Raw genomic sequence first — 24,175 nt, forward strand, 5'->3', positions numbered from 1 at the left:
CTTATTAACAATGCAGGACGCGTGCCATGTTCACATTGCGGCCAAAACGCGCTGTGCAGGTAAGTTAATGCAATATTTGTTTAACAGGTGATCAACATTTGTGCAGCGTAGTTCACTTTTGGTGCAGTGTCCGACCCGAAAGATATCTATTTGGTGAATACGTCAGTCTCTTCACATTTTTTGGTAAGATGAAGGATCTGTGGACAAGAGAGGGAGCCTCACATGGCGAATTTGCCCTGGCGGGTCAGCGTGCGCCTGATGGCTCTCGCAAAAAAACTGGCGATGGTTATCGGGATCATTGTGCTCGTCCTGCTTGCGGTGCGGGCTTATCTGTCCCAGCAGGGACCGGCCCTGCATCACTGGCACACCTGGCGCGCTGACGAGATGTCCGTGCAGGAGATGGATAACGCGAGCTTCGCGGCCTATGTCACCCGTGAAAACGCCATCTTCACCGATCTCGACGCTGAGGTGACGGCGAAAGCCACCCCAGCAGAGCGCACGCCGTTAAACCGCTATTATCGCCAGAGCCTGGTGTGGCCAGGACAGTTTTCTCCGGATGCGAACCGGTCGTTTGTACTGATGCCAGCCGGAAAGCCGCGCGGGGCGGTGGTGCTGCTTCACGGTCTGACGGATTCGCCCTACAGCGTCAGGCATTTGGCTCTCAATTATCAAAAGCACGGCTTTGTGGCCGTTGTTCCTCGTTTGCCCGGACACGGCACGGCGCCGGGCGCGCTGACAAACGTCGAGTGGGAAGCGTGGCTCGCGGCGACGCGCCTTGCGGTTCGTGAAGCGACGCGTCTGACGGGTAGCGATCTTCCCCTGCATCTGGTGGGCTACTCCAACGGCGGGGCGCTGGCGATGAAATACGCCCTCGACGCCCTTGATGCGCCGGCACTGCGTAAACCCCAGCAGATTGTTTTGCTGTCACCGATGATTGGCGTCACGGCGTTTGCTCGCTTTGCCGGTTTCGCCGGGTTACCGGCCATGTTACCGGCGTTTGCCAAAGCCGCCTGGCTCAACATTGCGCCGGAATACAACCCTTACAAATACAACTCGTTTCCGGTGAATGCGGCACGTCAGTCCTGGCTGCTTACCCAGGCGCTGCATGAGCAGTTAAATCGCGATGTTCAGGCCCACAAACTGGCGCAGCTCCCGCCGGTTCTGGCGTTTCAGTCGGTTATGGATTCAACGGTCAGTACCCGCGCCGTGGTTACCGGGCTGTTTGATCGGCTTCCGGCTAACGGCAGCGAACTGGTGGTATTTGATATCAACCAGGCCGGGAGCTTCCGTCCGCTGTTCAGGCCGTCATCCTGGACGGCGGTGGCCGATCTGCTGCCCGTGGCAAAAAGACGTTACAGTGTCACGATTGTAACCAATGCCAGCCCCGACAGCTTCGATATGGTGGCAAAGGCAACGCCAGCGGGTAGCACCCAAGAAACGGTGGTGCCGCTGACGGTCTCTTATCCGCAAGAGGTGTATTCCCTGTCGCACGTTGCCATTCCGTTCCCGCCCAATGACGATCTGTATGGCCAACATCCTGAGGTAAAAAATCACTATGGCATTAGCCTCGGGACGATTGCTCTGTGGGGAGAAACATCGGTGCTGAGCGTCGGCAAAGATGCGCTAATGCGCGTGACGTCGAATCCGTTCTACGATTACATGCAGGCGCGGATTGACAGCCGTATCGGGGAAAATTATTTCCGCTGCGGAATAGATTAGGTCCCGCCGGGGAACTGTGTTAAACAGTACCGCTCTGGCCTATATCCCTATCGGACCTCTTTCTGTGCTGACAACTCTCATTTATCGAAGCCAGTTGAGCTTAACCTGCACCTCCGCAGCGTTAAGCGAGCTGGTTGAACAGGCCAGGATCCGCAATACGGAGCAAGGCATATCCGGCATTCTTCTCTCCAGTGGCCGTGACGTCCTGCAAATTCTTGAGGGAACGGAACAGAGCGTAGTCGCGCTGTTTAATACCATCCGCGAAGATAACCGGCATACCGGCGTAGTGGAACTGATGCGCGACTATGGTCCGCGCAGACGGTTCGATAACGTGGGGATGCTGCGATTCGACCTGGAAGTTCAGACCCCGAAGGCGATTCTGGCGTCGGTACTACACTACAGCAAGCTGGAAAGCTACCTCACTTCTGAGGATCGGGTCTTCAAATTTATCCAGACCTTTATCACCGGCAAAATCTCTGCGCCACCGGCTTCGAACTATGAGCCTGATAAATGGACGCTGTCGCGGGAAAGCACGCCGTTTGGTGAAGGGTTAGGACTGCTTGCGGGGCAGCCCTGCCAGTTTGCGCTGCAACCGATTGTCGAGCCGTCCGAAGGTAAAATCAGCTCTCTTGAGGCGCTCATACGCGGAAACGACGGCGGTAGCCCGGAGCATTTCTTCAGAAGCCTCGATCACCAACGAATTTACGAAGTCGACCTGCAAACCAAAGCCTGGACCTTTGCGCTGGCGAAAAAGCTGGGCATTGGAAGCCACAAGCTGGCGGTGAATCTCCTGCCGATGTCGCTGGTTAACGTGCCCGGTGCGGTTGAGTTTCTGGTGACGCAGATCAAACAGCACGGTCTCCAGCCAGAGCAGGTGGTCATTGAAGTCACTGAGAACGAGATGATTTCCGGCTTCAACCAGTTCAACAGCGCCATCAAACAGCTGCGCGCGGAGGGGGTTGGGCTGGCGATAGATGATTTTGGTTCCGGCTATGCCGGCCTGTCGCTGCTCACGAGATTCCAGCCGGACAAGCTTAAAATCGACAGGGAGATCGTCAGCGATATCCACCTGAGCGGCCCCAAGCAGGCGATTGTGAAGTCGATAATCAGCTGCTGCACCGATCTGGAGATTACCCTGGTCGCGGAAGGTATCGAGAAGATAGAGGAGTGGTGCTGGCTTGAGTCTGCCGGTATTCGCCGCTTTCAGGGCTTTTTGTTCGCCCGTCCACAGCTCAACGGCGTGGGGGATATCCACTGGCCCCATCGGGTGCGTTAAGCAAATTTTACCTCGTCTTATTTCCCCAATACAACGCCTGTGTTTAAATAGCTAAACCGGTTTAACATTATTTAGCTAAGAGAGTGATATGGAGACGATCTGGGTACTTGGCGATGCGGTGGTGGATCTTTTGCCCGATGGCGAAGGCAAACTGTTGCAATGTCCGGGCGGCGCGCCGGCCAACGTTGCGGTGGGGATTGCGCGTCTGGGCGGCAGGAGCGCGTTTATCGGCCGGGTGGGCGACGATCCGTTTGGGCGTTTTATGCAAAAAACGCTTGCGGATGAGCAGGTTAATACAGAATGGCTGCGTCTGGACCCGCAGCAGCGGACCTCCACGGTGGTAGTGGATCTCGATAACGACGGTGAACGTTCCTTTACCTTTATGGTTCGCCCGAGCGCGGATTTATTCCTCGATGCTGGCGACCTCCCGCCATTTCGTGCCGGGGAGTGGCTGCACGTCTGTTCCATCGCGCTCAGCGCCGAACCCAGCCGTTCCGCGACGTTTCAGGCGATGGCCGCTGTCAGACAGGCGGGCGGTTTCGTCAGCTTTGACCCCAATATTCGCGCCGATCTCTGGCACGATGAAGCCGAGCTGCGCCACTGTCTTGAGCGGGCATTGGCCTGTGCAGATGTGGTGAAACTCTCGGTAGAAGAACTGGCGTTCTTAACCGGAAATGCGCAGGTGCATGAGGGGCTGGCGGCACTGACGCGTACCTGTCCGGCCAGACGGGTGCTGGTGACGCAGGGAAAAGCGGGGGTGACCGCCTGGCAGGAAGGCACATTGACGCACTATCCTGCATCACCCGTGGAATGCATTGATACCACCGGGGCGGGAGATGCTTTCGTCGCCGGGCTGCTGTTCGGCCTGGCACGTGATGGCGAAGCCAGCCTCTCAGACGTTATCACGCTAGCCCAGCGCTGCGGGGCGCTGGCGACAACCGCAAAAGGGGCAATGACCGCGCTGCCTTACCATCACGAACTGTAATTCTCCACTCATGGGCCGCCGGTCGGCGGCCTGAATTGTCGCCTCGATCACACTTACTAAAACGGTTTAGCAAAAACAGTTGCCGATCCAAAATTTGGCGGTTTAGTATCATGAACCTAAACCGGTTTAGCAATTTAGCACTTTCACCAATATTTTCGGGATGCGACAAAATGTATAAAAAACACAGACTTGCCGTGATGATAGGCATGCTGGCCGGCAGTACCTCTGTTTTTGCCCAGACGGATATGACGCGTATCGAAGCGCGCCTGGCGGCGCTGGAGCAGCGCTTGCAGGAGGCAGAAACCCGCGCGCAGGCCGCTGAAAAGCGCGCCACGATCGCGGAAGAGAAAACGCAGCAGCTGGTCACCGCGCAGCAAAAAGCGCAAACCACCACCCAGGCGGTGGCGCAGCGTACCACGGCTCTGGAGGAGAAAGCCGATCGGTCCGGCGGCTTTGAGTTTCACGGTTATGCCCGTTCCGGCCTGCTGATGAACGACGCGGCCTCCAGCAGCAAAAGCGGTCCCTATCTGACTCCCGCAGGGGAAACGGGCGGGGCCATCGGGCGTCTGGGGAACGAAGCGGATACCTACGTGGAGCTGAACGTTGAGCATAAGCAGACGCTGGATAACGGCGCGACGACGCGCTTCAAAGCAATGCTGGCCGACGGACAGAAAACCTATAACGACTGGTCAGCAGATAGCAGCGACCTGAACGTCCGTCAGGCCTTTGCCGAACTGGGCAATCTGCCGGACTTCACCGGCGCGCTGAAAGGCAGCACCTTCTGGGCGGGCAAGCGTTTTGATCGCGACAATTTCGACATTCACTGGCTGGATTCCGACGTGGTATTCCTCGCCGGGACCGGCGGCGGCGTCTATGACGTGAAATGGAACGATACGCTGCGCAGTAACTTCTCTCTTTATGGCCGTAACTTCGGCAGCGAAGAGGAGATCGACAATAACGTTCAGAACTATATCCTCAGCATGAATCACTTCGCCGGGCCGGTGCAGCTGATGGTCAGCGGCCTGCGGGCAAAAGATAATGACGACCGTAAGGACAGCAACGGCGATCCGATTAAAACCGACGCGGCGAACAACGGGGTGCATGCGCTGGTTGGTTTGCATAACGAGAGCTTCTACGGCCTGCGGGAAGGTTCCGCCAAAACGGCGCTGCTTTACGGCCACGGTCTGGGTGCCGAGGTGAAAAGTATCGGTTCTGACGGCGCGCTGCTGTCTGAGGCCGATACCTGGCGCTTCGCAAGTTACGGTGTCACGCCGCTGGGCGGTGGCTGGCATATCGCGCCCGCCGTGCTGGCGCAAAGCAGTAAGGACCGCTACGTGAAGGGCGACAGCTATAAGTGGGTCACGCTTAACACGCGTCTGATCAAAGAGCTCACCCAGAATTTCGCCCTCGCGTTCGAGGGCAGCTATCAGTACATGGATTTACACCCGGAAGGCTACAAGGATCGCAATGCGGTTAACGGTAGCTTCTACAAGCTGACCTTCGCCCCGACGCTAAAGGCGGGCAACATTGGCGATTTCTTCAGCCGTCCGGAGCTGCGCCTGTTCGCCACCTGGATGGACTGGAGCAGCAGGCTGGATAACTACGCCAGCGATGACGCCTTTGGCAGCAGCGGGTTCAACGCGGGCGGGGAATGGAACTTTGGGGTGCAGATGGAAACCTGGTTTTAACCCTTCACGCTCCCGCATCGCGGGGGCGTTTAGAACATCACAAAAAGAGGTCAGGAAGAGGTATCTATGGATTTTAATCATATTGCTCGCGAGCTTATTCCGCTGCTCGGTGGCAAAGAGAACATTGCCAGCGCGGCGCACTGCGCCACGCGTCTTCGTCTGGTACTGGTCGACGATGCGCTTGCCGACCAGCAGGCTATCGGCAAGGTTGAAGGCGTAAAAGGCTGCTTTCGCAATGCCGGGCAGATGCAGGTGATCTTCGGCACGGGCGTGGTGAATAAGGTTTACGCGGCATTTATTCAGGCGGCAGGAATTAGCGAGTCCAGTAAATCAGAAGCGGCGGATATTGCGGCCCGCAAGCTGAACCCGTTCCAGCGTATCGCGCGCTTGCTCTCCAATATTTTCGTGCCGATTATCCCGGCGATCGTGGCCTCGGGTCTGCTGATGGGCCTGCTCGGGATGGTTAAAACCTACGGCTGGGTCAACCCGGATAACGCGCTCTATATCATGCTGGATATGTGCAGCTCGGCGGCGTTTATTATTCTGCCGATCCTGATTGGCTTCACTGCCGCGCGTGAGTTTGGCGGCAACCCGTATCTGGGCGCGACGCTGGGCGGCATTCTGACGCACCCGGCGCTGACCAACGCCTGGGGCGTGGCGTCCGGCTTCCACACCATGAACTTTTTCGGCCTCGAAATTGCCATGATTGGCTATCAGGGAACCGTCTTCCCGGTGCTGTTAGCGGTATGGTTTATGAGCATTGTGGAAAAACAGCTGCGCCGGGCGATTCCGGATGCGTTAGATCTGATCCTGACGCCGTTCCTGACCGTCATTATCTCCGGCTTTATTGCGCTGTTGATTATTGGCCCGGCGGGGCGCGCGCTGGGCGACGGGATCTCCTTCATTCTCAGCACCCTCATTGCCCACGCAGGCTGGCTGGCCGGGCTGCTGTTCGGTGGGCTTTATTCGGTGATTGTCATTACCGGTATCCACCATAGCTTCCACGCCATTGAGGCCGGGCTGCTGGGTAATCCGTCAATCGGCGTTAACTTCCTGCTGCCGATCTGGGCGATGGCGAACGTGGCACAGGGCGGGGCGTGTCTTGCGGTATGGTTCAAAACCCGCGATGCCAAAATCAAGGCCATTACCTTACCGTCGGCGTTTTCTGCGATGCTGGGCATCACCGAAGCGGCGATTTTTGGTATTAACCTGCGCTTCGTGAAGCCGTTTATCGCGGCGCTGATCGGTGGCGCGGCGGGCGGTGCCTGGGTGGTATCGGTGCATGTCTACATGACCGCCGTTGGGCTGACGGCGCTTCCCGGGATGGCGATCGTCCAGGCCAGTTCGCTGCTCAACTATATCATCGGTATGGTGATTGCTTTTGGCGTGGCGTTCACCGTCTCTCTGCTGCTGAAATATAAAACGGACTCTGAATAATGACGTTACCTTCCCGCTGGCCTGCCGTGTTGCAGGCCGTGATGCAAGGCCAGCCGCGCGCGCTGGCAGACAGCCATTATCCGCAGTGGCATCCCGCGCCCGTGACGGGGCTGATGAACGATCCGAACGGCTTTATCTGGTTTGCCGGACGTTACCACCTGTTCTATCAGTGGAACCCGCTGGACAGCGATCATCGCTATAAGTGCTGGGGACACTGGAGTTCAGCGGATCTGGTGCACTGGCGGCACGAGCCCATGGCGCTGATGCCCGACGAAGAGTACGACCGCAACGGCTGTTACTCCGGCAGCGCCGTGGATAACAACGGCGTGCTGACCCTGTGCTATACCGGCAACGTAAAGTTTGACGATGGGGGCCGCACCGCCTGGCAGTGTCTGGCGGTGCAAAACGACGATGGCACTTTTGCCAAGCTGGGGCCGGTGTTGCCCCTGCCGGAAGGGTATACCGGGCACGTTCGGGATCCGAAAGTGTGGCGCCATGACGGGCAGTGGTACATGGTGCTCGGGGCGCAGGATCGGCATAAGCGCGGCAAAGTGCTGCTGTTTACGTCAGCCGATTTGCACGCCTGGGTATCCTGCGGCGAAATCGCCGGTCATGGCGTCAACGGGCTGACGGACGCAGGCTATATGTGGGAGTGCCCGGATCTCTTTGCGCTCGACGGCACGTACGTGCTGATCTCCTGCCCACAGGGGCTGGCGCGCGAGCCGCATCGCTATCTCAATACCTATCCGGCCGTCTGGATGAGCGGGGCGTTCGATTATCAAACGTCTGCCTTTGCGCATGGCGAACTGCACGAGCTTGACGCTGGCTTCGAGTTTTATGCGCCACAAACCGCAGTAGCAGAGGATGGCCGCCGCATCCTCATCGGCTGGATGGGCGTGCCGGACGGCGAGGAGATGCTCCAGCCCACTCGCGCGCACGGCTGGATACACCAGATGACCTGTCCACGAGAGCTGCGCTACCGCGACGGTAAGCTCTGGCAAACGCCGGTGCGCGAGCTGGAAGCGCTGCGTGAGGATGAACATCACTGGCAGGGGCGCGCCGACGATGCGCCGGACCTGGACGGGACGCGCCTTGAGTTCGAACTAAGCGCTTCGCACGTGAAGGTGAATTTTGCCGGTGCGTTGCGGCTGGTTATGGATGATGAGGGTTTACGTCTGGCGCGCGCCAGTCTGGAAACCGGAGAAACGATGACCCGCTACTGGAGGGGTGACGTTAATCATTTGCGCGTGCTATGTGACCGTTCCAGCGTCGAAATTTTCATCAATCACGGTGAAGGCGTCATGAGCAGCCGCTATTTTCCTGACCATCCGGCACGGGTGCGCGTCGAAGGTGCGTCCGACATCACATTACGCTACTGGTCGCTGCGCACCTGCATGATAGAATAGGCGTTTTGGCAGCCGGATCTAAGTCGTTGTGAGAAAAACAAAACGCGTCACCATCAAAGATATCGCGGAGCTGGCGGGGGTATCAAAAGCCACCGCCAGCCTGGTTCTGAACGGCCGCAGCAAAGAGCTTCGCGTGGCAGAAGAGACGCGGGAGCGCGTGCTGGCGATTGCCAAAGAACAGCATTATCAGCCCAGTATTCACGCCCGTTCGCTGCGGGATAACCGCAGCCACACTATTGGACTGGTGGTGCCGGAAATCACCAACTACGGTTTTGCCGTTTTTTCGCACGAGCTTGAGACCCTATGCCGCGAGGCGGGCGTTCAACTGCTGATCTCCTGTAGCGATGAAAATCCGGGCCAGGAGACGGTGGTGGTCAACAACATGGTGGCCCGCCAGGTGGACGGGCTGATCGTCGCCTCCAGCATGCTCAACGACGCGGACTACCAAAAGCTGAGCGAACAGCTGCCCGTTGTGCTTTTTGACCGTCATATGAACGACAGCTCTCTGCCGCTGGTCATCACCGATTCGATTACCCCAACCGCCAGACTGGTGGCCGACATTGCGCGCCAGCATCCGGACGAGTTCTACTTCCTCGGCGGGCAGCCGCGGCTTTCTCCAACCCGTGACCGTCTTGAAGGTTTTAAGCAGGGGCTGCGCGACGCCAGCGTCGAGTTACGTCCGGAGTGGATCATTCATGGTAATTACCACCCGAGTTCCGGCTACGAAATGTTTGCCGAGCTTTGCGCGCGCCTGGGCCGCCCGCCAAAAGCCCTTTTTACCGCCGCCTGTGGCCTGCTGGAAGGGGTGTTGCGCTACATGGGGCAACATAACCTGCTGCAAAGTGATATCCGTCTCGCCAGCTTCGACGATCACTATCTCTATGACTCTCTGTCTATTCCTGTCGATACCGTTCGTCAGGATAACCGACAGCTCGCCTGGCACTGCTTTGATCTGATTGGCAAACTGATTGAAGGGGAGACGCCGGAGCCGATTCAGCGCAAGCTGGATGCAACCCTGCAACGTCGTTACCGGTCAGCCGAATAAAAGATGAGCAACTCGCGAATACGCCCATAACTTTAATTAATTAAAGATCTGTTTTCGCCGATAACCAAAGGGAAACTATATTCCTGAGGTTTATTGTTATGTCGTTGAAAAAATCATCACTGATTATCCTGTTTTCCCTGCTTTTCTTCTTTGTGGCCAGCACCATCACCAGCGTTGGGCTCATCATCAAAAGTAATAATTCGCTGGATAACGTGAACAAAGAAATTCAGGTGGTTCTGTCGATTATTGACCCCATTAACCACAGCCGAACCCTGCGCGTCAGGGTCATGGAGTATGTGAAAATGGTGGAAGCTGGGGACGCAGCCGTTTCGTCCGCAAAACTGGCCTCGGTGAAAGAGGCCCTGACCAAAGCCGACCGTGCCTTTTCGGCGTTTATGGCCTCGCCGCGTTTGCAGGATGAAGCCCCACTGGTCAACGACTACCAGGTGGCGTGGCAAAACTACCGTAACCAGGGGCTGGCGCCGCTGATCGCTGCGGCTGCCGCGCACGATGTGCCACGATTCAATACTCTCATCCCCGTGGTGTCCCAGCTCGATCGCCAATATGAAATTGTGCTCGATCAGGTGCTTTCCGTTCACCAAAAGTACGCGAAAACGCTGAATGAGGATGCGAGCCGTAATTTCGTGTCAGGACTGGTCATTATCGCCTGTATTGCCGCGCTGTTCGTGGTGGTGATCCTCGCCGTCAGCCTGCTGATGAAACGACTTGTCTTTGCGCCGGTTGACCTGGCGCGTGAGCACTGTAGCCAGATTGCGGCAGGGAAGCTGGACGTACCGGTACCCGTCAAGGGTGATTCCGGGAATGAAATCGATCGCCTGATGGCCTCAATGGAGCAGATGCGTCAGGCGCTACTCTCCACGCTTTCTCAGGTGCGCGATGCCAGCCATACCGTGACCCACGCGGCGCAGGAAATTGCCTCCGGCAATATCGACCTGGCCTCGCGTACAGAGCAGCAGGCCTCCGCGCTGACCCAGACGGCGACCAGCATGGAAGAGCTGAGCGCGACGGTGGCGAACAACACCGATAACGTTTTCCAGGCCGGTAAGCTGGTACAGGATGCCGTGAAAAATGCCCATACCGGCGAAGCGGTAACCCGTGAAGTCATCGAGACGATGAATACTATCGCGTCCAATTCGAAGCGTATTGAGGACATCACCAGCGTCATCAACAGTATTGCTTTCCAGACCAACATTCTGGCGCTGAACGCGGCCGTTGAAGCGGCGCGTGCCGGTACGCAGGGGCGAGGATTTGCCGTCGTGGCGAGTGAAGTCCGCACGCTGGCGCAGAAAAGCGCGGTGGCGGCGAAGGATATCGAAAGCCTTATCGCCCAGTCTGTCTCCAGCGTGAAAAACGGGGCGGAGCTGGTGAACCGCTCGGGAGAGGTGATTCATTCTATTATCAGCTCTGTGAATAAAGTGAATGCGCTGATGGAGCAGATTTCGGTTGCCTCTGAAGAGCAGAGCCGCGGAATTGGTCAGGTTGGGCAGGCCGTAACCGAGATGGACGGCGTAACACAGCAGAACGCGGCGCTGGTGCAGCAGTCCGCCGCTGCGGCAGCCTCGCTGGAGGAGCAGGCGCAGCAGCTGTCGCAGAGTATTTCAAGTTTCAGTCTGCCCAGGACGGCGTAACGGGCAAGCGTTGACAGGGCACGCATCTTCGATCACTCTAAAACTCTATCTTAGAGAGGTCGTTATGCTTCAACGGTTTGCAAAGAAAAAAGTGCTGTTACTTTCTGCTCTGCTGGCTTCAGGGCTGGTCAGGGCAGAGGAGACGCTTCCGGATGTGGTGAAGCACTTCAGCGAACAGCAGGACATCAAAATCATAAAGAAAATTGATGCTCCCGGCGGCGCGCCTGCGTGGCTGGGGCAGTATCAGGACATGGGCGTGACGCTCTTTCTGACCCCTGACGGAAAGCACGTGGTGTCTGGCTATCTGTATGATGATAAGGGAACAAACCTCAGCGAGGCCTATTTCCAGAAGGAAATATACGCCCCGATGGGCCGCGAGATGTGGAAGAAGCTCAATGCGGCGCATCCACTGAAGGAGGGCGCGGAGACTGCGCCGAAGAAAGTTTTTGTCTTTGCCGACCCGTTCTGCCCGTACTGCAAACAGTTCTGGGAAGAAGCGCAGCCGTGGGTGAAGGCCGGGAAGGTCCAGCTTAACACGCTGCTGGTCGCGTTCCTCAACCCGAACAGCGGGCGTAATGCCTCGGCGATCCTGAATGCGAAAGATCCGGTATCGGCCTGGAAAGAGTACGAGCTCTCCGGCGGCAAAAAGCTGCCGAAACCGGAAGGCGCGGCCTCCCGGGAAACCGTTGAGATCCTGCAAAATCATCAGACGTTAATGGACAGCCTCGGCGCGAATGCCACGCCGGCAATTTATTACCTGAATGAACAAAACGAACTGCAACAGGTCGTGGGCATGCCGGACGCGAAACAACTTGAGGCGATGTTCGGGCCGAAGCCGTAAAAGAAAGGCAGAAACAGGGCGTTTCTGCCTTTTCTGGATCAGCTTCCCCAGCGTCCCCGCAGGTAATTCACCGCATCCTGCGTCTGCGGCTGGTTAAGGTAATCTTCGCGGAACAGGATAGTGCCTTTTACGTCAGGCAGGGAGTCGTTAAGATCGAGCTGTTTTTTCAACTCCGGCACGCCGCCGTTCACCGTCCAGTCAGGTTCATTTCTGGAAGGCGCGCCCACCTTGTAGAACGCGATCCCGATATACAGGCGGGTATGGGTCGGTTTCACCACGTCAGCCCACCATTTTGTCAGCACATCGTAACGTGCCGCGTCGCGGGCGAAGGGCCAGTAAATCTGCGGCGCAATGTAATCGAGTAACCCCTGCTGTACCCACTTGCGCGTGTCAGCGTAGGATTCATCGTAGGCTGCGGCACCGCGCGTGTCCGAACCTGCCGGGTCGAAGGAGCGGTTGCGCCAGACGCCCGCCGGGCTTACGCCAAATTCAACCTCAGGCTTGGCCTGCTTAATCGCCCGGGAGACCTGCACAATCAGCTCCTGGGTATTATGTCGCCGCCAGTCGGCTTTTGAGGCAAATCCCTCGCCGTAGTGCCTGAAGGTCCAGGCATCATTCAGGGCAGAACCCGGCGTTTCGGTATAAAAATAGTCATCGAACTGAACGCCGTCGACAGGGTAGCGATTCACCACGTCCATCACCACCTGGGTTATCCAGTCACGCACCTCGGGAATGCCCGGGTCGAGGACAAAACGCTCCCCCGAGGTACGGATCCACTCCGGATGCTGGACGTACACGCTGGAGGGATGAAGCGACGAGGTCCGGTTAAGCGCGGCAATGGTCGACGGCTTCGTATTGGTGGAAACGCGGTACGGGTTAAACCAGGCGTGAACCTTCATGCCGCGCCTGTGCGCCTCATCCAGCATAAACTGGAGCGGATCGTAACCGGGATCTTCCCCGATAGTCCCCGTGAGGGTATCCGACCACGGCAGGATTTTAGAGGACCACAGCGCCGTGCTGTCCGGTTTTACCTGAAAGAAAACGGTATTGATCCCCAAAGTTTTCAGCTTATCGAGCTTGTCCGTCAGCGCCCGCTGCTGCTGGGCGATACGCTGGTCCGCGCTGCGGCCATTCACCGAGGAAACGGGTGGCCAGTCGAGACGGGAGACGGTCGCCAGCCAGATCCCGCGCATGGGTTCGTTGGTCTGCTGTACTGGTTTCGCCTGCGGCAGCGGGGTAACGAGTGATTTGGGTGGTTTGGAGGTGCAACTTGCCAGTAAAAGCGCGCAGCCAAGCAGCGCGCCGGTCCGTTTTACGTGTCGCATCATTTGCGTTTTAGCTCCTGGGTGTCCGGCTTTCCGTCCAGGGATTAAAGGCCGGTTCGTCCTGTTCCCCGGGACCGTCATCGTGAAGGGATTCGAGGTAAAGGGCTTCGACTTCCGCCCGCGCCCATGGGGTACGGCGCAGAAATTTCAGACTCGATTTAACGCTCGGGTCCTTGCGAAAACAGTTGATTTTGATTCGGTTGCCCAGTTCATTCCAGCCATATCGCGCAACCAGCGCGTTAACTTGCATTTCGAGCGTTACGCCATGCAAAGGATCGTTGGAAGTATGTGCAGTCATAGGCGTCCGGGAGTCTCAATTTATATGGGGATGTGATAAACGCTCAAAGGTTACAAGAAAGCAGGGGACGCGGCAATTTCAGCGTGAGGTTCTTCACCCTTGAGAGGGTGAAGAAGAGGAGATTACTATTTTTTAAACAGTTCTGGCGCCCACGGCGTTGGGTCTACCTCCATAAACGGCGCGCGCTCAAAGCGAGACTTCAGCGCCCAGGGTACTGTACAGTCAAAAATCGTTTTACAGGTTATCCCGTTTCCTCGAATTGAGGGACTGTAGTCCGGCGACTGGGAAGGATCGAGCTGGTGACCGCGGAGCCCCGGCAGATGGGTGATGCTGACGTCGCCCTGCATGCGGGTGGTCATCGCCCACAAAATGTCGTCGCTGTCGAAAATATCCACGTCTTCATCGACGAGAATAATGTTTTTCAGCTCGGAATAGGTGGCTAACGCGATAAGAGCCGCCTGACCCTGACGCCCTTCGTCTGAGGGCTGGCGTTTTTTCACCTGCAAGATGCCGAGGAATTTGCCGCCGCCAGCGGTATGCGCATAGACGTTTTGCAGGAAACCGGGGATGGCTTCTTCCACCGCATTGCGGATGCTGGCCTCAGTGGGTAAACCGGCAAGCGTGGTGTGCTCTTCGCCTGGACCGACCAGCGTTTGCAGGATCGCCTGATGGCGCATCGTGACGGCCTTCACCTTGATCACCGGCAGCGAAGGGTTTGCCTCCCCACAGTAGCCGGGGAATTCCGGCATCGCATGCCCGGTATGGGTATGCTGATCTTCTTCTACGCGCACGCCCGGCAGCAGTTCGCCTTCAATGATTATTTCCGCACGCGCAATCGCTTTTTCATTCACGGCCACGCCCTGCACCAGTTCAACCGGGCGTTGACGCAGGGCGCCGGCGACGCCCAGCTCGTTATAGCCGAAGGGCGTGGTCGGCGCTTCGAAGCAAGCGCCAATGTAGATAGCCGGATCAAGACCCATGTTGATGGTGACCGGCAGCGGTTTTCCCGCCTCTTCGGCTTTCTTACGGAACACTTCAATGTGACGGCCTGCGGCAAGGAACATGGAGAGTTCGTCGCGCTCCTGAACGCAGAGACGGTGAATGGTGACGTCGGTCAGCGACGCGTCTTCCGGATCGCTCGCCAGCACCAGCCCCAGGCAGAAGAACGGGCCGGCATCTATCGGCGTATTGGTCGGGGCCGGAAGCAGCTTACGCAGATCGAAGTCCGGATCGTCGGCGTAAAACACCTGCTCCTGGCACGGCGCCTGCGCCGCCGGAACGACAACGGGCGCAACCGGGTTTTTCACCGCCTGGCCGACGTGTTTTGCCAGTTCAGAGGGCTCGCACCCCAACAGCAGCGCCGCCCGTTCGCGGCTGGCGTGCATGCCCACCAGGATGCGGGAATCCGGGTAACCCTTCACGTTATTGAACATCATAGCCGGGCCGATGCGCGTCGGACGTTTGACCGTACCGCCAGCGCCGATGTGCCGGTAAACGCCCGCCAGCTCAGCATTCGGATCGACAGGATGGTCAGTTTCAATGTACTGGCCTTCGTGGCGCTGGAGCAGTTCGATGGCACTTCTGAGATCGTTAATGTGGTTTTCCATATTTACCTCCTTGATTGAATGCTTCCATTTTTAACCGGACGAACACTGCTATCAATTGCATCATTTATGCTATTTTGATAACAAAATTAATATCAATGACGGAGGCACGATTTGCAGTTTCGACTGATGCGCAATTTTATCGTGGTGGCCGAAGAGCTCCACATGCACCGGGCAGCAGAGCGCCTGAACATGGCGCAGCCCGCGCTGAGCCAGCAGATCAAAACCCTCGAAGATCGCCTGGGGGTCACGCTGTTCAGCCGGGCGAATCGTCGCTTAACGCTGACGCCAGCCGGAGAGGCGTTTCTCCATAAAGCCAGAATCGCGATTTTTATGACCGATCAGGCGATTCTGGACGCCAGGCAAACGGCCAGGGGTGAGCAGGGCGTGCTGAATCTCGGATGTGTTTCAAGCGCGATATTCGACAGCAAACTGCCCGCCGCGCTGCGGCTTCTTCATGAGAAATGGCCGGCCATCACCCTTTCTATGATGACGGGGAACGTGCAAACCCTTTACACCGGCGTGCAAAGCAACCAGCTGGATGTGGCCATCATCCGTGCGCCGCTACCGCTGCTGCCTGACGATCTGCAAAGCCGTCCTTTCACCACGGAAAAAGTCGTGCTGGCGTTACCGCATCACCATAGCCTGGCGGGATCTTCCGCGCTGACGCTTTCGTCTGTGAAGGAGGAAAAGTGGATTACCCTGCGCGATCCGCAGGGTATGGGTCTGGAGCAATACTTCTATGACGCCTGCCACAGCGCGGGTATACAGCCTAACGTCGTGCAAAATGCCACCGATGTCCCCACGGTGATAAGCCTTGTCGCCGCGGGGTTTGGCATCGCCATGCTGCCGGCCTCAGCGAAAGCGATACGCGTACAAAACGTGGTCTTTGTGGATATTCTTGACCGACTCCGGGAGAGTGAGCTGACGCTGGTTTGCCATCGGGTGATTCGCTCTGAGGTTCTAAAAAAATTGATGAACATTCTCGATCATACCTGACGCCCGGCGGCCTGTAGAAGCTGGTCCCGCAGCCAGCGGTTAGCTGGATCCTGACCGTTTTTAGGGTGCCAGTACATACCAATAACGATCGGCGGCAGATCGAGCGGTGGCTGAAAAATATCTAGCGTTTGCGAGAAGCGTTGCAGCATGCGTCTGGGTAGGGTGCAGAGCAAATCGGTACCGCCAACAATCGCAGGCGCCATCGCGTAGCTTTGCGTCGACATCACCACGTTACGCTGGTGGCCAAGCCCTGCCAGATGCCGATCGACAAAGCCTGAGAAAGGGTCCCCCTCGGACGAAACCACCAGGTGGGAAAGGTCGCAATAGCTTTTCAGATCCATCGGCCCCGTACCGCGCGGATGGCCTTTACGCTGGGCGGTGGCATATTCATCGTCAAACAGTTTTCGTCTGACCCATGCATCGTGCGCGCCCGCGTTAATGCCGACATAAATATCCACCTCGCCATTTTCCATCTGCGCCGCCAGCAGCTGGGTTTCGGGGAGGGCAAAACGCAGCCGGATGCCTGGTGCCGCAACGCTAATCTGATTCTGCAACTCCGCCCCGAGCATCAGCGCCGGGTTCTCATGCAGGGCAATCACAAAGGTGCGGTTGCTGTTTTGCGCGTTAAACGTGGTGGGTTCGAGCATTGACGAAATGCCCTGCAAAATAGTCGTGACCTGCGGCCTTAACGCCTCGGCGCGCGGCGTAGGTAACACCCCACGTCCGTGTGGGGAAGGGACAAACAGCGGCTCACCGAACAGGAGACGCAGGCGCGCAAGGCGGGCAGACATTGCCGGCTGGCTGATGCCCAGCCGCGCGGCCGCATGGGTGATATTCTGCTCCCTGAGAAGGGCATCCAGCGTCAGAAGCAGATCTATATTTATATCGGAAGGTGGCATCTTATTTTGCGTCACGGTTGGTATAGGTCACCGGGACCCACGCGTAGCCTTGCCGCTCGCCCTGCGTGACATAACCGATACCGGGGAAAGGCAGGTGCGGAGCCGCAATGAGTTCTTTGTTTTTCACAAACGCCGCGAACGCCGCGTTACGCACCCTGGCGGCGCCGTCCTGATCCTCATCGTAAGCAATCGTCACATTCGGCTGGGGGAACTGAACCGCAGCGACGTGAATAATGTCGCCGACAAAGGTGATTTTTTCACCTTTGCTCTCCAGCGTATAGAACGCCGAGCCTGGGGTATGGCCCGGATGTACCGTTCCGCGGATGCCCGGCAGAAGCTGTTCCGTCCCGGAGAAGGTCTTCACTTTTCCGGCGTCCAGATAAGGCTTTAAGGTTTTGCGCGCAACGTCAAAGTAGTTCTGGTCATAGCCAGATTTTTTCTGGTTATCGTCGTTAAAGAAAAATTCGATATCCGGTTTGCCGACATAGACCTGCGCATGAGTAAACACGCGCTGGCCGTCTTTCACCAGGCCACCGGCGTGATCGGAGTGAGCATGGGTGATGAGAATATCGGTAATATCTTCGGGTTTGATGCCCTGCGTCGCCAGGCTTTCAATCAGTCGGCCGCCTTTGCCGGGCCCAAAGAGTTGGCCTGATCCGGTGTCCACCAGGATTTTGTGGCCGGGCAGCGCGATATAGAACGCATTAATCGATGCTTCAACCGGGTTGGCCTGGAAATTTTTTGCCAGTAACGCATCGGTATTTTCCGCCGTTGTCCGGCGCAACAGGGCGTGCAGATCCTGCGGCACGCTGCCGTCCGTAAAGGCGGTGACAATCGTATCGCCAACCTGAACGCTATAGCCGCCAGCCTGCTGTTTCACCACTTGCTGGGGAACGCTGGCCACCGCATGGATCGCGGGAAAGAAAAGAACAGAACCGGTAAACAGGGTTGATAAAGCAAGTTTTTTCACAGTAAACATGATGGGCTCCTCAATAGTAAGTTCATCATAGTTCAACTGAGATTTTTGAGAACGGCAGGGGGGTGAATGTGACCTATCCATGAAATGGATAGGTCTGAGAGAAGTTTTTACAGAACGCCGGTACCGCCGTCAGAACACCAGACCTGTCCGGAGGCGTATGAGCAGGTATCGGAGGCAAACAGCACGTACAGCGGTGCGATTTCAACAGGCTGGCCCGGTCTGCCCAGCGGAGTATCTTCCCCGAACTTCTGGACCTTGGATTGAGGCTGGCCGCCGCTGGACTGAAGAGGCGTCCAGTACGGACCCGGCGCGACAGCGTTCACACGAATGCCGCGCGGCCCCAGCTGCTGCGCCAGAGACTTGGTAAAGGCCACGTTACAGGCTTTGGTCTGCGCATAGTCCACCAGGATCGCGCTCGGCTTAAATGCCTGAACGGAAGTGGTGTTGATGATCACGGCGCCTTCCTGCAAATGGCGCAGCGCGGCTTTCGTGATCCAGAAGGGCGCATAGACGTTGGTTTTGAACGTCGCGTCAAAATCAGCGGTAGTGAGATCGACGATCGATTCGCAGAACTGCTGGCGCCCGGCGTTATTCACCAGAATATCCAGGCCGCCCAGTTCGGCGACGGCTTTTTCCACCAGCGTATCGCAGAACGACTCTACGCGAATGTCGCCGGGGATAGCGACCGCTTTACGGCCTTCAGCCTTGATCAGCGCAATAACCGATGCGGCATCGGATTCCTCTTCAGGCAGATAGCCGATAGCGACATCTGCCCCTTCGCGAGCGTAGGCGATGGCGACCGCGCGACCAATGCCGGAATCACCACCGGTGATCAGCGCTTTTTTTCCTGCCAGTTTTCCCGACCCGATATAACTTGTTTCACCATGATCCGGTATTGGCTTCATTTCCGATGCCAGTCCGGGGGCCATTTGCGGTTGTTCAGCAAACGGTGGACGAGGGTAATGCAGCGTGTGATTATTTCCTGTAGACATACCGGCCTCCTTAAATAGTGAATTCCAAGATTAGTCGTTAATTAGACGCAAGCGGGCAAAATTGACAAATTCAGACAAATCTATATTCCATTGCCGGATGTAAAATATTTTCTTAAGCCAGCATGTAATACCAGAAAAGAGCGACCTCATCTTTTTCCGGTAGGGCGTTGTAAAGATAGCGGTCGTAACCGCCCAGAATAAATCCATAGTGACGATAGAACAGACAGGCCGAAACGTTGACGTTTTGCGTCTCCAGCCGCAAGCCGGGCGCATTGAGGCTTCGCGCCCAGACGTGGGTGGCAGACATCAGCTTATGCGCGGCGCCCGTCCGGCGTTTTGAACGCTCCACGGCAATGTAATCCACCGAGATAAATTTATTCCAGTTACAGGATGCGGTAATGAAACCGGCGATTTCTCCGTCATCCGTTTCGGCGATCAGAAATATTGAATCCGGATTAACGCAATGGTTTTCCAGCGTCTGGAGATCCAGTTCATACGTTTTAAGATAAGGCTCTGTTAACGCTTCAATATGCAAATCGCCATTGAGAAAGGGCTCTCTGGCAACCTCATCAACCGTGAAAGAAAAATCACAGCATTCAAGACGGGCGAGATCGGTACTTAATCCTTTTCGAATATGCATGGTATTCCTTAAGTGGGAGTTATAAATAGATAATAGACGAAGCGGCACACCCTGCTGGCATAACACTCTGTTGATCCTGGTCTAAGCTTGTATTTCGTTCCGCGTAAAATGTGGTCATTCGAGGACAGTGAATGGAATTCAGAACATGTCGCAGGCACTGGGGTGCCGAGTTTATTTCCGATGACGTTGTACGTTTTCGCGTCTGGGCTGAAGGGCAGAAAGATCTCACGTTGCGTTTAACCGACACCGACATTCCAATGGCGGCGGTGGGCGACGGCTGGTTTCAGATTGACGTTCCCGGCGTCAGGCACGGTACGACGTATCAGTTTGTTTTACAGGATGGGTTGGCAGTGCCGGATCCGGCCTCACGTGCCCAGCAGAATGACGTCAACGGCCCGTCGGTGGTGATTGACCCCCGACGCAATCCGCCCGCGCAATCAGAATGGAAAGGGCGGCCATGGGAAGAGACGGTAATTTACGAACTGCATATCGGGACCTTCACCGAGGAAGGAACCTTCAGGGCGGCCATCGAAAAACTGCCTTATCTGGCCGAACTGGGCATTACGCAGCTGGAAGTGTTGCCCGTTTCCCAGTTTGGGGGGCAACGCGGCTGGGGGTATGACGGCGTATTGCTGTATGCCCCGCACTCGGCTTATGGCACGCCGGAAGATTTTCATGCCTTTATCGACGCCGCCCACGCGCTCGGGCTTTCCGTGGTGCTCGATATCGTACTCAATCACTTTGGCCCGGAAGGGAACTACCTGCCGTTACTCTCGCCGGCGTTTTTCCATCAGGATCGGATGACCCCGTGGGGCAACGGGATTGCCTATGAGGTTGACGCGGTCCGGCAATACATTGCCGAGGCGCCGTTATTCTGGCTGTCGGAGTATCATCTTGACGGCCTGCGCTTCGACGCCATCGACCAGATCCATGACGATGCAGAGACCCACATTCTTCCCCACATTGCGCAACGGATCCGCGCCGCATTTCCCGATCGTCATATCCATCTCACCACCGAAGACAGTCGCAACGTCATTTTCCTGCATCCGCGCGATGAGCATGGTCAGACGCCGCTTTTCACCGCCGAATGGAATGATGATTTTCACAACGCCGCGCATGTCTTCGCGACCGGGGAATCTCACGCCTATTACCAGGATTTCGCCTTTGAACCGGAGAAAAAGCTGGCGCGAGCGCTGGCCGAAGGCTTTGTCTACCAGGGCGAAATCTCGCTTCAGACCGGAAAATCGCGCGGGGTAGAGTGTCGCGAGCAGCCTCCGCAGTTTTTTGTCGATTTTATTCAGAACCACGATCAGGTCGGCAACCGTGCCCAGGGTGAGAGGCTCATCTCTCTGGCTGGCGCGGATAAAACGCGGGTGCTGTTCTCGGCACTGCTCCTGTCGCCTCATATACCGCTGCTGTTTATGGGCGAGGAGTATGGCGAAACGCAACCGTTCCTCTTTTTCACCGACTTCCACGGCGACCTGGCGAAAGCGGTGCGGGAAGGGCGCGCGAAAGAGTTTACTGGTCATGCCGGGCACGATGAAACCGTACCGGATCCCAACGACCTGAATACCTTTATGCGTTCGAAGCTTGACTGGAACAGGGTGGATACGGAGGAAGGCAGGGCGTGGGTGCACCTGACGCGCGGACTGATAGCGCTGCGTCAGCGCTATGTCGTCCCGTTGCTGAAGCAGCACGGCGCGGTTGAGGGTAACGTCCTGCAAACAACGCTCGGCATGGTTGCCGTGAGCTGGCGTTTTCCGTCCGGTACGCTGTCGCTGGCGCTGAATATCGGTAAAAAGCCGCTCACCTTGCCGGACCTGCCCGGAAAACCGATCTTTAGCTGGCCGGAGGCAATCGAAAACCTGCCGCCGAACAGCATTGTTGTTCGCTTTGCTGAAGGAGAAGCAACGCTATGATCCCGTCCTCAACCTATCGCATTCAGTTTCGCAACGGCATGACCTTTGACCGCGTGGTGGCCTTGATACCGTATATGAAAGATCTCGGTATCAGCCATCTCTACGCGTCGCCTGTTTTCACGGCAACCACGGATTCCACTCACGGTTATGACGTGACGAACCCCAATGAAATCGACCCGGCGATTGGCGGGCGGGAAGGGTTTGACCGCATGGCGGCGGCGCTTAAGCAGGCAGAGATGGGGCTGATTCTGGATATTGTGCCGAACCACATGTCCACTTCCCTGGAGAACCGCTGGTGGCGCGATGTGATCGAGCACGGCAGGCATAGCCGCTACGCGACCTATTTTGATATCGACTGGTCCAGACCGCTAACGCTGCCGTTTCTTGGTGACACCTTTGAAGCCGAGCTGGAGCGCGGGGCTATCACTGTTAAACGTGACAGTGTCACTAATAAGGCGGAGCTGGTTTATTACGACACCGCTTATCCGCTTAATCCCGGCACGTTTGCCGAGGACAAAAGCATCGCTGAAATCCACGAGGCGCAAAGCTGGCGCCTGATGTCCTGGCGGGAAGCGCCGAAACTGCTGTCTTGGCGACGCTTTTTTGAAATTACCGGGCTGGTGGGCGTGCGGGTGGAGAATGAGGCGGTATTTGCAGACACGCACCGCCTGATCCTTGAGCTTGTTCACGCTGGTGTCGTCGACGGCCTGCGCATTGACCATGTGGACGGGCTTGCCGATCCGCTGGGCTATTTGCAGCGCCTGCGGGCGGCTACCGGGCCGGATTGCTACATCACGGTGGAGAAGATCCTCGCGAAAGGGGAACAGCTTCCTGCGGAGTGGCCCGTCTCGGGTACCACGGGCTATGAGTTTATCGCCTCGCTGGCGGAAGTGCTGGTGGACGATAACAACCTCTCGCGGCTGGAGACGCTCCACGACGAGACGCTGGGCATGACCGTGGACAGGCATACGGAGCTGCGCAAGGCCAAAGGCCTGATGACCGATCGTAACTTTGAGGGCGAATTTACTACGCTGCTGACTATCGCCAGCGAGCTGGCCCGGCGCAACGACGTGGCGGTGCAGCACGAAGATATTCGCCACGCCCTGCGCGAGCTGCTTATCGCCTTTCCGGTGTATCGCACCTACGGCACCGCAGAGGGGATGACGCCGTCGGACGTAGCGCTGCTTAGCCGGGTGGTCGCCAGCGTGAACACGTCCGAACCCGCCCTGAGCCTGATCGTCCGTATTCTCACCGGCGATCTGCCGGAGCATGACCACGCGCAGGCTTCCCTTTTCCGCACCCGTTTTCAGCAGCTGACCGGGCCGCTGATGGCGAAATCGGTAGAGGATACGCTGTTCTTCCGCCACAACCTGGAGCTGGCGCTGAACGAAGTAGGCGCCGACCCGACGCCGCGCGCGTTTTCACTTTCCCGTTTTCACCAGGAGATGCGCATTCGTCTTGCCCGGCAGCCCGACGCGCTGCTGGGGACCTCTACCCACGACACCAAACGCGGCGAGGATGCGCGAGCGCGTCTGTACACGCTGACGGAAGTGCCGGATCTGTGGGGAGAAAACCTGGCGCGCTGGCGGCAGATGAACCAGACGCAGGTCCGGTTCCTGAACGACGGCACCGCGCCGAACGCCGCCGATACCTGGATGATCTACCAGGCGCTGGCGGGCGTCTGGCCTGCAACACTCTCGCCTGACGATCGCGACGGGCTTAAGTCACTGGAAGAGCGTTTCCTCGGCTTTATCGAAAAAGCCCTGCGCGAGGCCAAGCAGCGGACCGACTGGATCGACAGCAACGAAGATTACGAGAGCGTGGTGCTGGACTACGTGCGGCATCTGCTCTCCCCGGATAACACCCTGTTCCTGCGTGATTTCAGTGCCGCACTACAGCCGTTCATTCGGGCGGGATTAATGAACAGCCTGAGCCAGACGGTGATCAAGCTGACTGCCCCCGGCGTACCGGACATCTATCAGGGTAGCGAAGGGCTTAACTTTAGCCTGGTCGACCCGGATAACCGACGCGAACCGGATTTCACCGCGCTGGCGGAGAACCTGAGCACGACGGATTGCAACATCTTTAACGATGCGCAACGCTGGCGCGACGGCAGCGTGAAGCAGTATGTCACCGCCACGCTGTTACGGATCCGACCGCATTACCCAGCGCTTTTCCGCTACGGCGACTGGCTGCCGCTGAAGGTGACCGGCGAGCGCGAGGAGAACCTGATTGTCTATGCGCGCCTTCACGAGGAAGAGGCGCTTATCGTTGCCGTGCCGCGCCTGGTGTTTGACGTCACCGACAATGCGGCCCTGTGGGCCAATACCACCGTGGCCATACCCCAGGCGCTGGCCGGAAAACACTATCGGGATCTGTTTACCGGAGAGCGTCGCCTTCTGCCAGAGACGCTGGATTTAACGTCTGAAAAGGGATGTTTGTTGGTTCTGCTTACCTGCGAATAATCGAGGAGA

Annotated in this window: 19 protein-coding genes; 12 read left to right on the plus strand and 7 right to left on the minus strand. The window is 57.3% G+C overall.

Annotation, left to right across the window (positions count from 1 at the left end; all coding sequences use genetic code 11):
* Positions 1-222 precede the first annotated feature (222 nt).
* The 9 genes from A3466_RS15355 (at position 223) to dsbG (ending at position 12,046) form a co-directional block, all read left to right on the plus strand.
* Positions 223-1,719 carry an alpha/beta hydrolase gene (locus A3466_RS15355; protein ID WP_063451275.1) on the plus strand — a complete coding sequence of 499 codons (1,497 nt, stop codon included), beginning with the start codon at positions 223-225 and terminating at the stop codon, positions 1,717-1,719.
* A 64-nt stretch (positions 1,720-1,783) separates the two neighbouring features.
* Entirely contained in the window at positions 1,784-2,995 is a 1,212-nt protein-coding gene (locus A3466_RS15360; protein ID WP_063451535.1) for a diguanylate phosphodiesterase, read from the plus strand.
* An 88-nt stretch (positions 2,996-3,083) separates the two neighbouring features.
* Positions 3,084-3,980 (plus strand): aminoimidazole riboside kinase, encoded by an 897-nt coding sequence (locus A3466_RS15365; protein ID WP_063451276.1) that lies wholly within the window; start codon positions 3,084-3,086, stop codon positions 3,978-3,980.
* 170 nt (positions 3,981-4,150) lie between these two features.
* Complete coding sequence (locus tag A3466_RS15370) at positions 4,151-5,668, plus strand: carbohydrate porin (protein ID WP_063451277.1); 1,518 nt, start codon at positions 4,151-4,153, stop codon at positions 5,666-5,668.
* A gap of 66 nt (positions 5,669-5,734) precedes the next feature.
* On the plus strand, positions 5,735-7,105 hold the full coding sequence (locus tag A3466_RS15375; protein ID WP_003857085.1) for a sucrose-specific PTS transporter subunit IIBC: 1,371 nt from the start codon (positions 5,735-5,737) through the stop codon (positions 7,103-7,105).
* Positions 7,105-8,511: a sucrose-6-phosphate hydrolase gene (locus A3466_RS15380; RefSeq protein WP_063451278.1), complete on the plus strand. Its 1,407-nt coding sequence runs from the start codon at positions 7,105-7,107 to the stop codon at positions 8,509-8,511. The genes A3466_RS15375 and A3466_RS15380 overlap by 1 nt, the downstream gene beginning before the upstream one ends.
* Before the next feature lie 28 nt (positions 8,512-8,539).
* Positions 8,540-9,556 (plus strand): LacI family DNA-binding transcriptional regulator, encoded by a 1,017-nt coding sequence (locus tag A3466_RS15385; protein WP_063451279.1) that lies wholly within the window; start codon positions 8,540-8,542, stop codon positions 9,554-9,556.
* A 98-nt stretch (positions 9,557-9,654) separates the two neighbouring features.
* Entirely contained in the window at positions 9,655-11,205 is a 1,551-nt protein-coding gene (locus A3466_RS15390; protein ID WP_063451280.1) for a methyl-accepting chemotaxis protein, read from the plus strand.
* 64 nt (positions 11,206-11,269) lie between these two features.
* On the plus strand, positions 11,270-12,046 hold the full coding sequence (dsbG, locus tag A3466_RS15395) for a thiol:disulfide interchange protein DsbG (RefSeq protein WP_063451281.1): 777 nt from the start codon (positions 11,270-11,272) through the stop codon (positions 12,044-12,046).
* A 38-nt stretch (positions 12,047-12,084) separates the two neighbouring features.
* On the opposite strand, the gene A3466_RS15400 is transcribed toward dsbG, so the two are convergent.
* From A3466_RS15400 to A3466_RS15410, 3 genes are all read right to left on the minus strand, one after another.
* Positions 12,085-13,374, minus strand: coding sequence for a glycoside hydrolase family 10 protein (locus tag A3466_RS15400; RefSeq protein WP_063451282.1), 1,290 nt, complete (start codon positions 13,372-13,374; stop codon positions 12,085-12,087).
* A gap of 7 nt (positions 13,375-13,381) precedes the next feature.
* Entirely contained in the window at positions 13,382-13,669 is a 288-nt protein-coding gene (locus A3466_RS15405) for a VF530 family DNA-binding protein (RefSeq protein WP_063451283.1), read from the minus strand.
* Positions 13,670-13,794: 125 nt separating this feature from the next.
* Complete coding sequence (locus A3466_RS15410) at positions 13,795-15,276, minus strand: UbiD family decarboxylase (protein WP_063451284.1); 1,482 nt, start codon at positions 15,274-15,276, stop codon at positions 13,795-13,797.
* Positions 15,277-15,387: 111 nt separating this feature from the next.
* Here A3466_RS15410 and A3466_RS15415 point away from each other — a divergent pair, with 111 nt between their 5' ends.
* Positions 15,388-16,272, plus strand: a complete 885-nt coding sequence (locus A3466_RS15415; protein WP_063451285.1) for a LysR substrate-binding domain-containing protein — start codon at positions 15,388-15,390, stop codon at positions 16,270-16,272.
* On the opposite strand, the gene A3466_RS15420 is transcribed toward A3466_RS15415, so the two are convergent.
* The 4 genes from A3466_RS15420 to A3466_RS15435 form a co-directional block, all read right to left on the minus strand.
* The gene (locus A3466_RS15420; RefSeq protein ID WP_063451286.1) at positions 16,263-17,171 is read right to left on the minus strand and encodes a LysR family transcriptional regulator; all 909 of its coding nucleotides are present in this window, start codon (positions 17,169-17,171) and stop codon (positions 16,263-16,265) included. The genes A3466_RS15415 and A3466_RS15420 overlap by 10 nt on opposite strands.
* A gap of 1 nt (position 17,172) precedes the next feature.
* A complete protein-coding gene (locus A3466_RS15425; protein WP_063451287.1) occupies positions 17,173-18,150 on the minus strand; it encodes an MBL fold metallo-hydrolase in 978 nt (325 codons plus the stop codon).
* 107 nt (positions 18,151-18,257) lie between these two features.
* A complete protein-coding gene (locus tag A3466_RS15430) occupies positions 18,258-19,142 on the minus strand; it encodes an SDR family oxidoreductase (RefSeq protein ID WP_063451288.1) in 885 nt (294 codons plus the stop codon).
* A gap of 112 nt (positions 19,143-19,254) precedes the next feature.
* Positions 19,255-19,782 (minus strand): GNAT family N-acetyltransferase, encoded by a 528-nt coding sequence (locus tag A3466_RS15435; RefSeq protein ID WP_063451289.1) that lies wholly within the window; start codon positions 19,780-19,782, stop codon positions 19,255-19,257.
* A 131-nt stretch (positions 19,783-19,913) separates the two neighbouring features.
* Here A3466_RS15435 and treZ point away from each other — a divergent pair, with 131 nt between their 5' ends.
* On the plus strand, positions 19,914-21,701 hold the full coding sequence (gene treZ / locus A3466_RS15440) for a malto-oligosyltrehalose trehalohydrolase (protein ID WP_063451290.1): 1,788 nt from the start codon (positions 19,914-19,916) through the stop codon (positions 21,699-21,701).
* Positions 21,698-24,166: a malto-oligosyltrehalose synthase gene (treY, locus tag A3466_RS15445; RefSeq protein WP_063451291.1), complete on the plus strand. Its 2,469-nt coding sequence runs from the start codon at positions 21,698-21,700 to the stop codon at positions 24,164-24,166. The genes treZ and treY overlap by 4 nt, the downstream gene beginning before the upstream one ends.
* The last annotated feature ends 9 nt before the right edge of the window (positions 24,167-24,175 follow it).

The sequence above is a fragment of the Enterobacter genomosp. S genome (assembly GCF_001631805.1).
GTDB lineage: Bacteria > Pseudomonadota > Gammaproteobacteria > Enterobacterales > Enterobacteriaceae > Enterobacter > Enterobacter quasihormaechei.

Coding starts and splice junctions, on each gene's coding strand:
- A3466_RS15355 (WP_063451275.1), top strand. CDS start 223: ATGGCGAATTTGCCCTGGCGGGTCAGCGTGCGCCTGATGGCTCTCGCA.
- A3466_RS15365 (WP_063451276.1), top strand. CDS start 3,084: ATGGAGACGATCTGGGTACTTGGCGATGCGGTGGTGGATCTTTTGCCC.
- A3466_RS15370 (WP_063451277.1), top strand. CDS start 4,151: ATGTATAAAAAACACAGACTTGCCGTGATGATAGGCATGCTGGCCGGC.
- A3466_RS15375 (WP_003857085.1), top strand. CDS start 5,735: ATGGATTTTAATCATATTGCTCGCGAGCTTATTCCGCTGCTCGGTGGC.
- A3466_RS15380 (WP_063451278.1), top strand. CDS start 7,105: ATGACGTTACCTTCCCGCTGGCCTGCCGTGTTGCAGGCCGTGATGCAA.
- A3466_RS15390 (WP_063451280.1), top strand. CDS start 9,655: ATGTCGTTGAAAAAATCATCACTGATTATCCTGTTTTCCCTGCTTTTC.
- dsbG (WP_063451281.1), top strand. CDS start 11,270: ATGCTTCAACGGTTTGCAAAGAAAAAAGTGCTGTTACTTTCTGCTCTG.
- A3466_RS15400 (WP_063451282.1), bottom strand. CDS start 13,374: ATGATGCGACACGTAAAACGGACCGGCGCGCTGCTTGGCTGCGCGCTT.
- A3466_RS15405 (WP_063451283.1), bottom strand. CDS start 13,669: ATGACTGCACATACTTCCAACGATCCTTTGCATGGCGTAACGCTCGAA.
- A3466_RS15410 (WP_063451284.1), bottom strand. CDS start 15,276: ATGGAAAACCACATTAACGATCTCAGAAGTGCCATCGAACTGCTCCAG.
- A3466_RS15420 (WP_063451286.1), bottom strand. CDS start 17,171: ATGCCACCTTCCGATATAAATATAGATCTGCTTCTGACGCTGGATGCC.
- A3466_RS15425 (WP_063451287.1), bottom strand. CDS start 18,150: ATGTTTACTGTGAAAAAACTTGCTTTATCAACCCTGTTTACCGGTTCT.
- A3466_RS15430 (WP_063451288.1), bottom strand. CDS start 19,142: ATGTCTACAGGAAATAATCACACGCTGCATTACCCTCGTCCACCGTTT.
- A3466_RS15435 (WP_063451289.1), bottom strand. CDS start 19,782: ATGCATATTCGAAAAGGATTAAGTACCGATCTCGCCCGTCTTGAATGC.
- treZ (WP_063451290.1), top strand. CDS start 19,914: ATGGAATTCAGAACATGTCGCAGGCACTGGGGTGCCGAGTTTATTTCC.
- treY (WP_063451291.1), top strand. CDS start 21,698: ATGATCCCGTCCTCAACCTATCGCATTCAGTTTCGCAACGGCATGACC.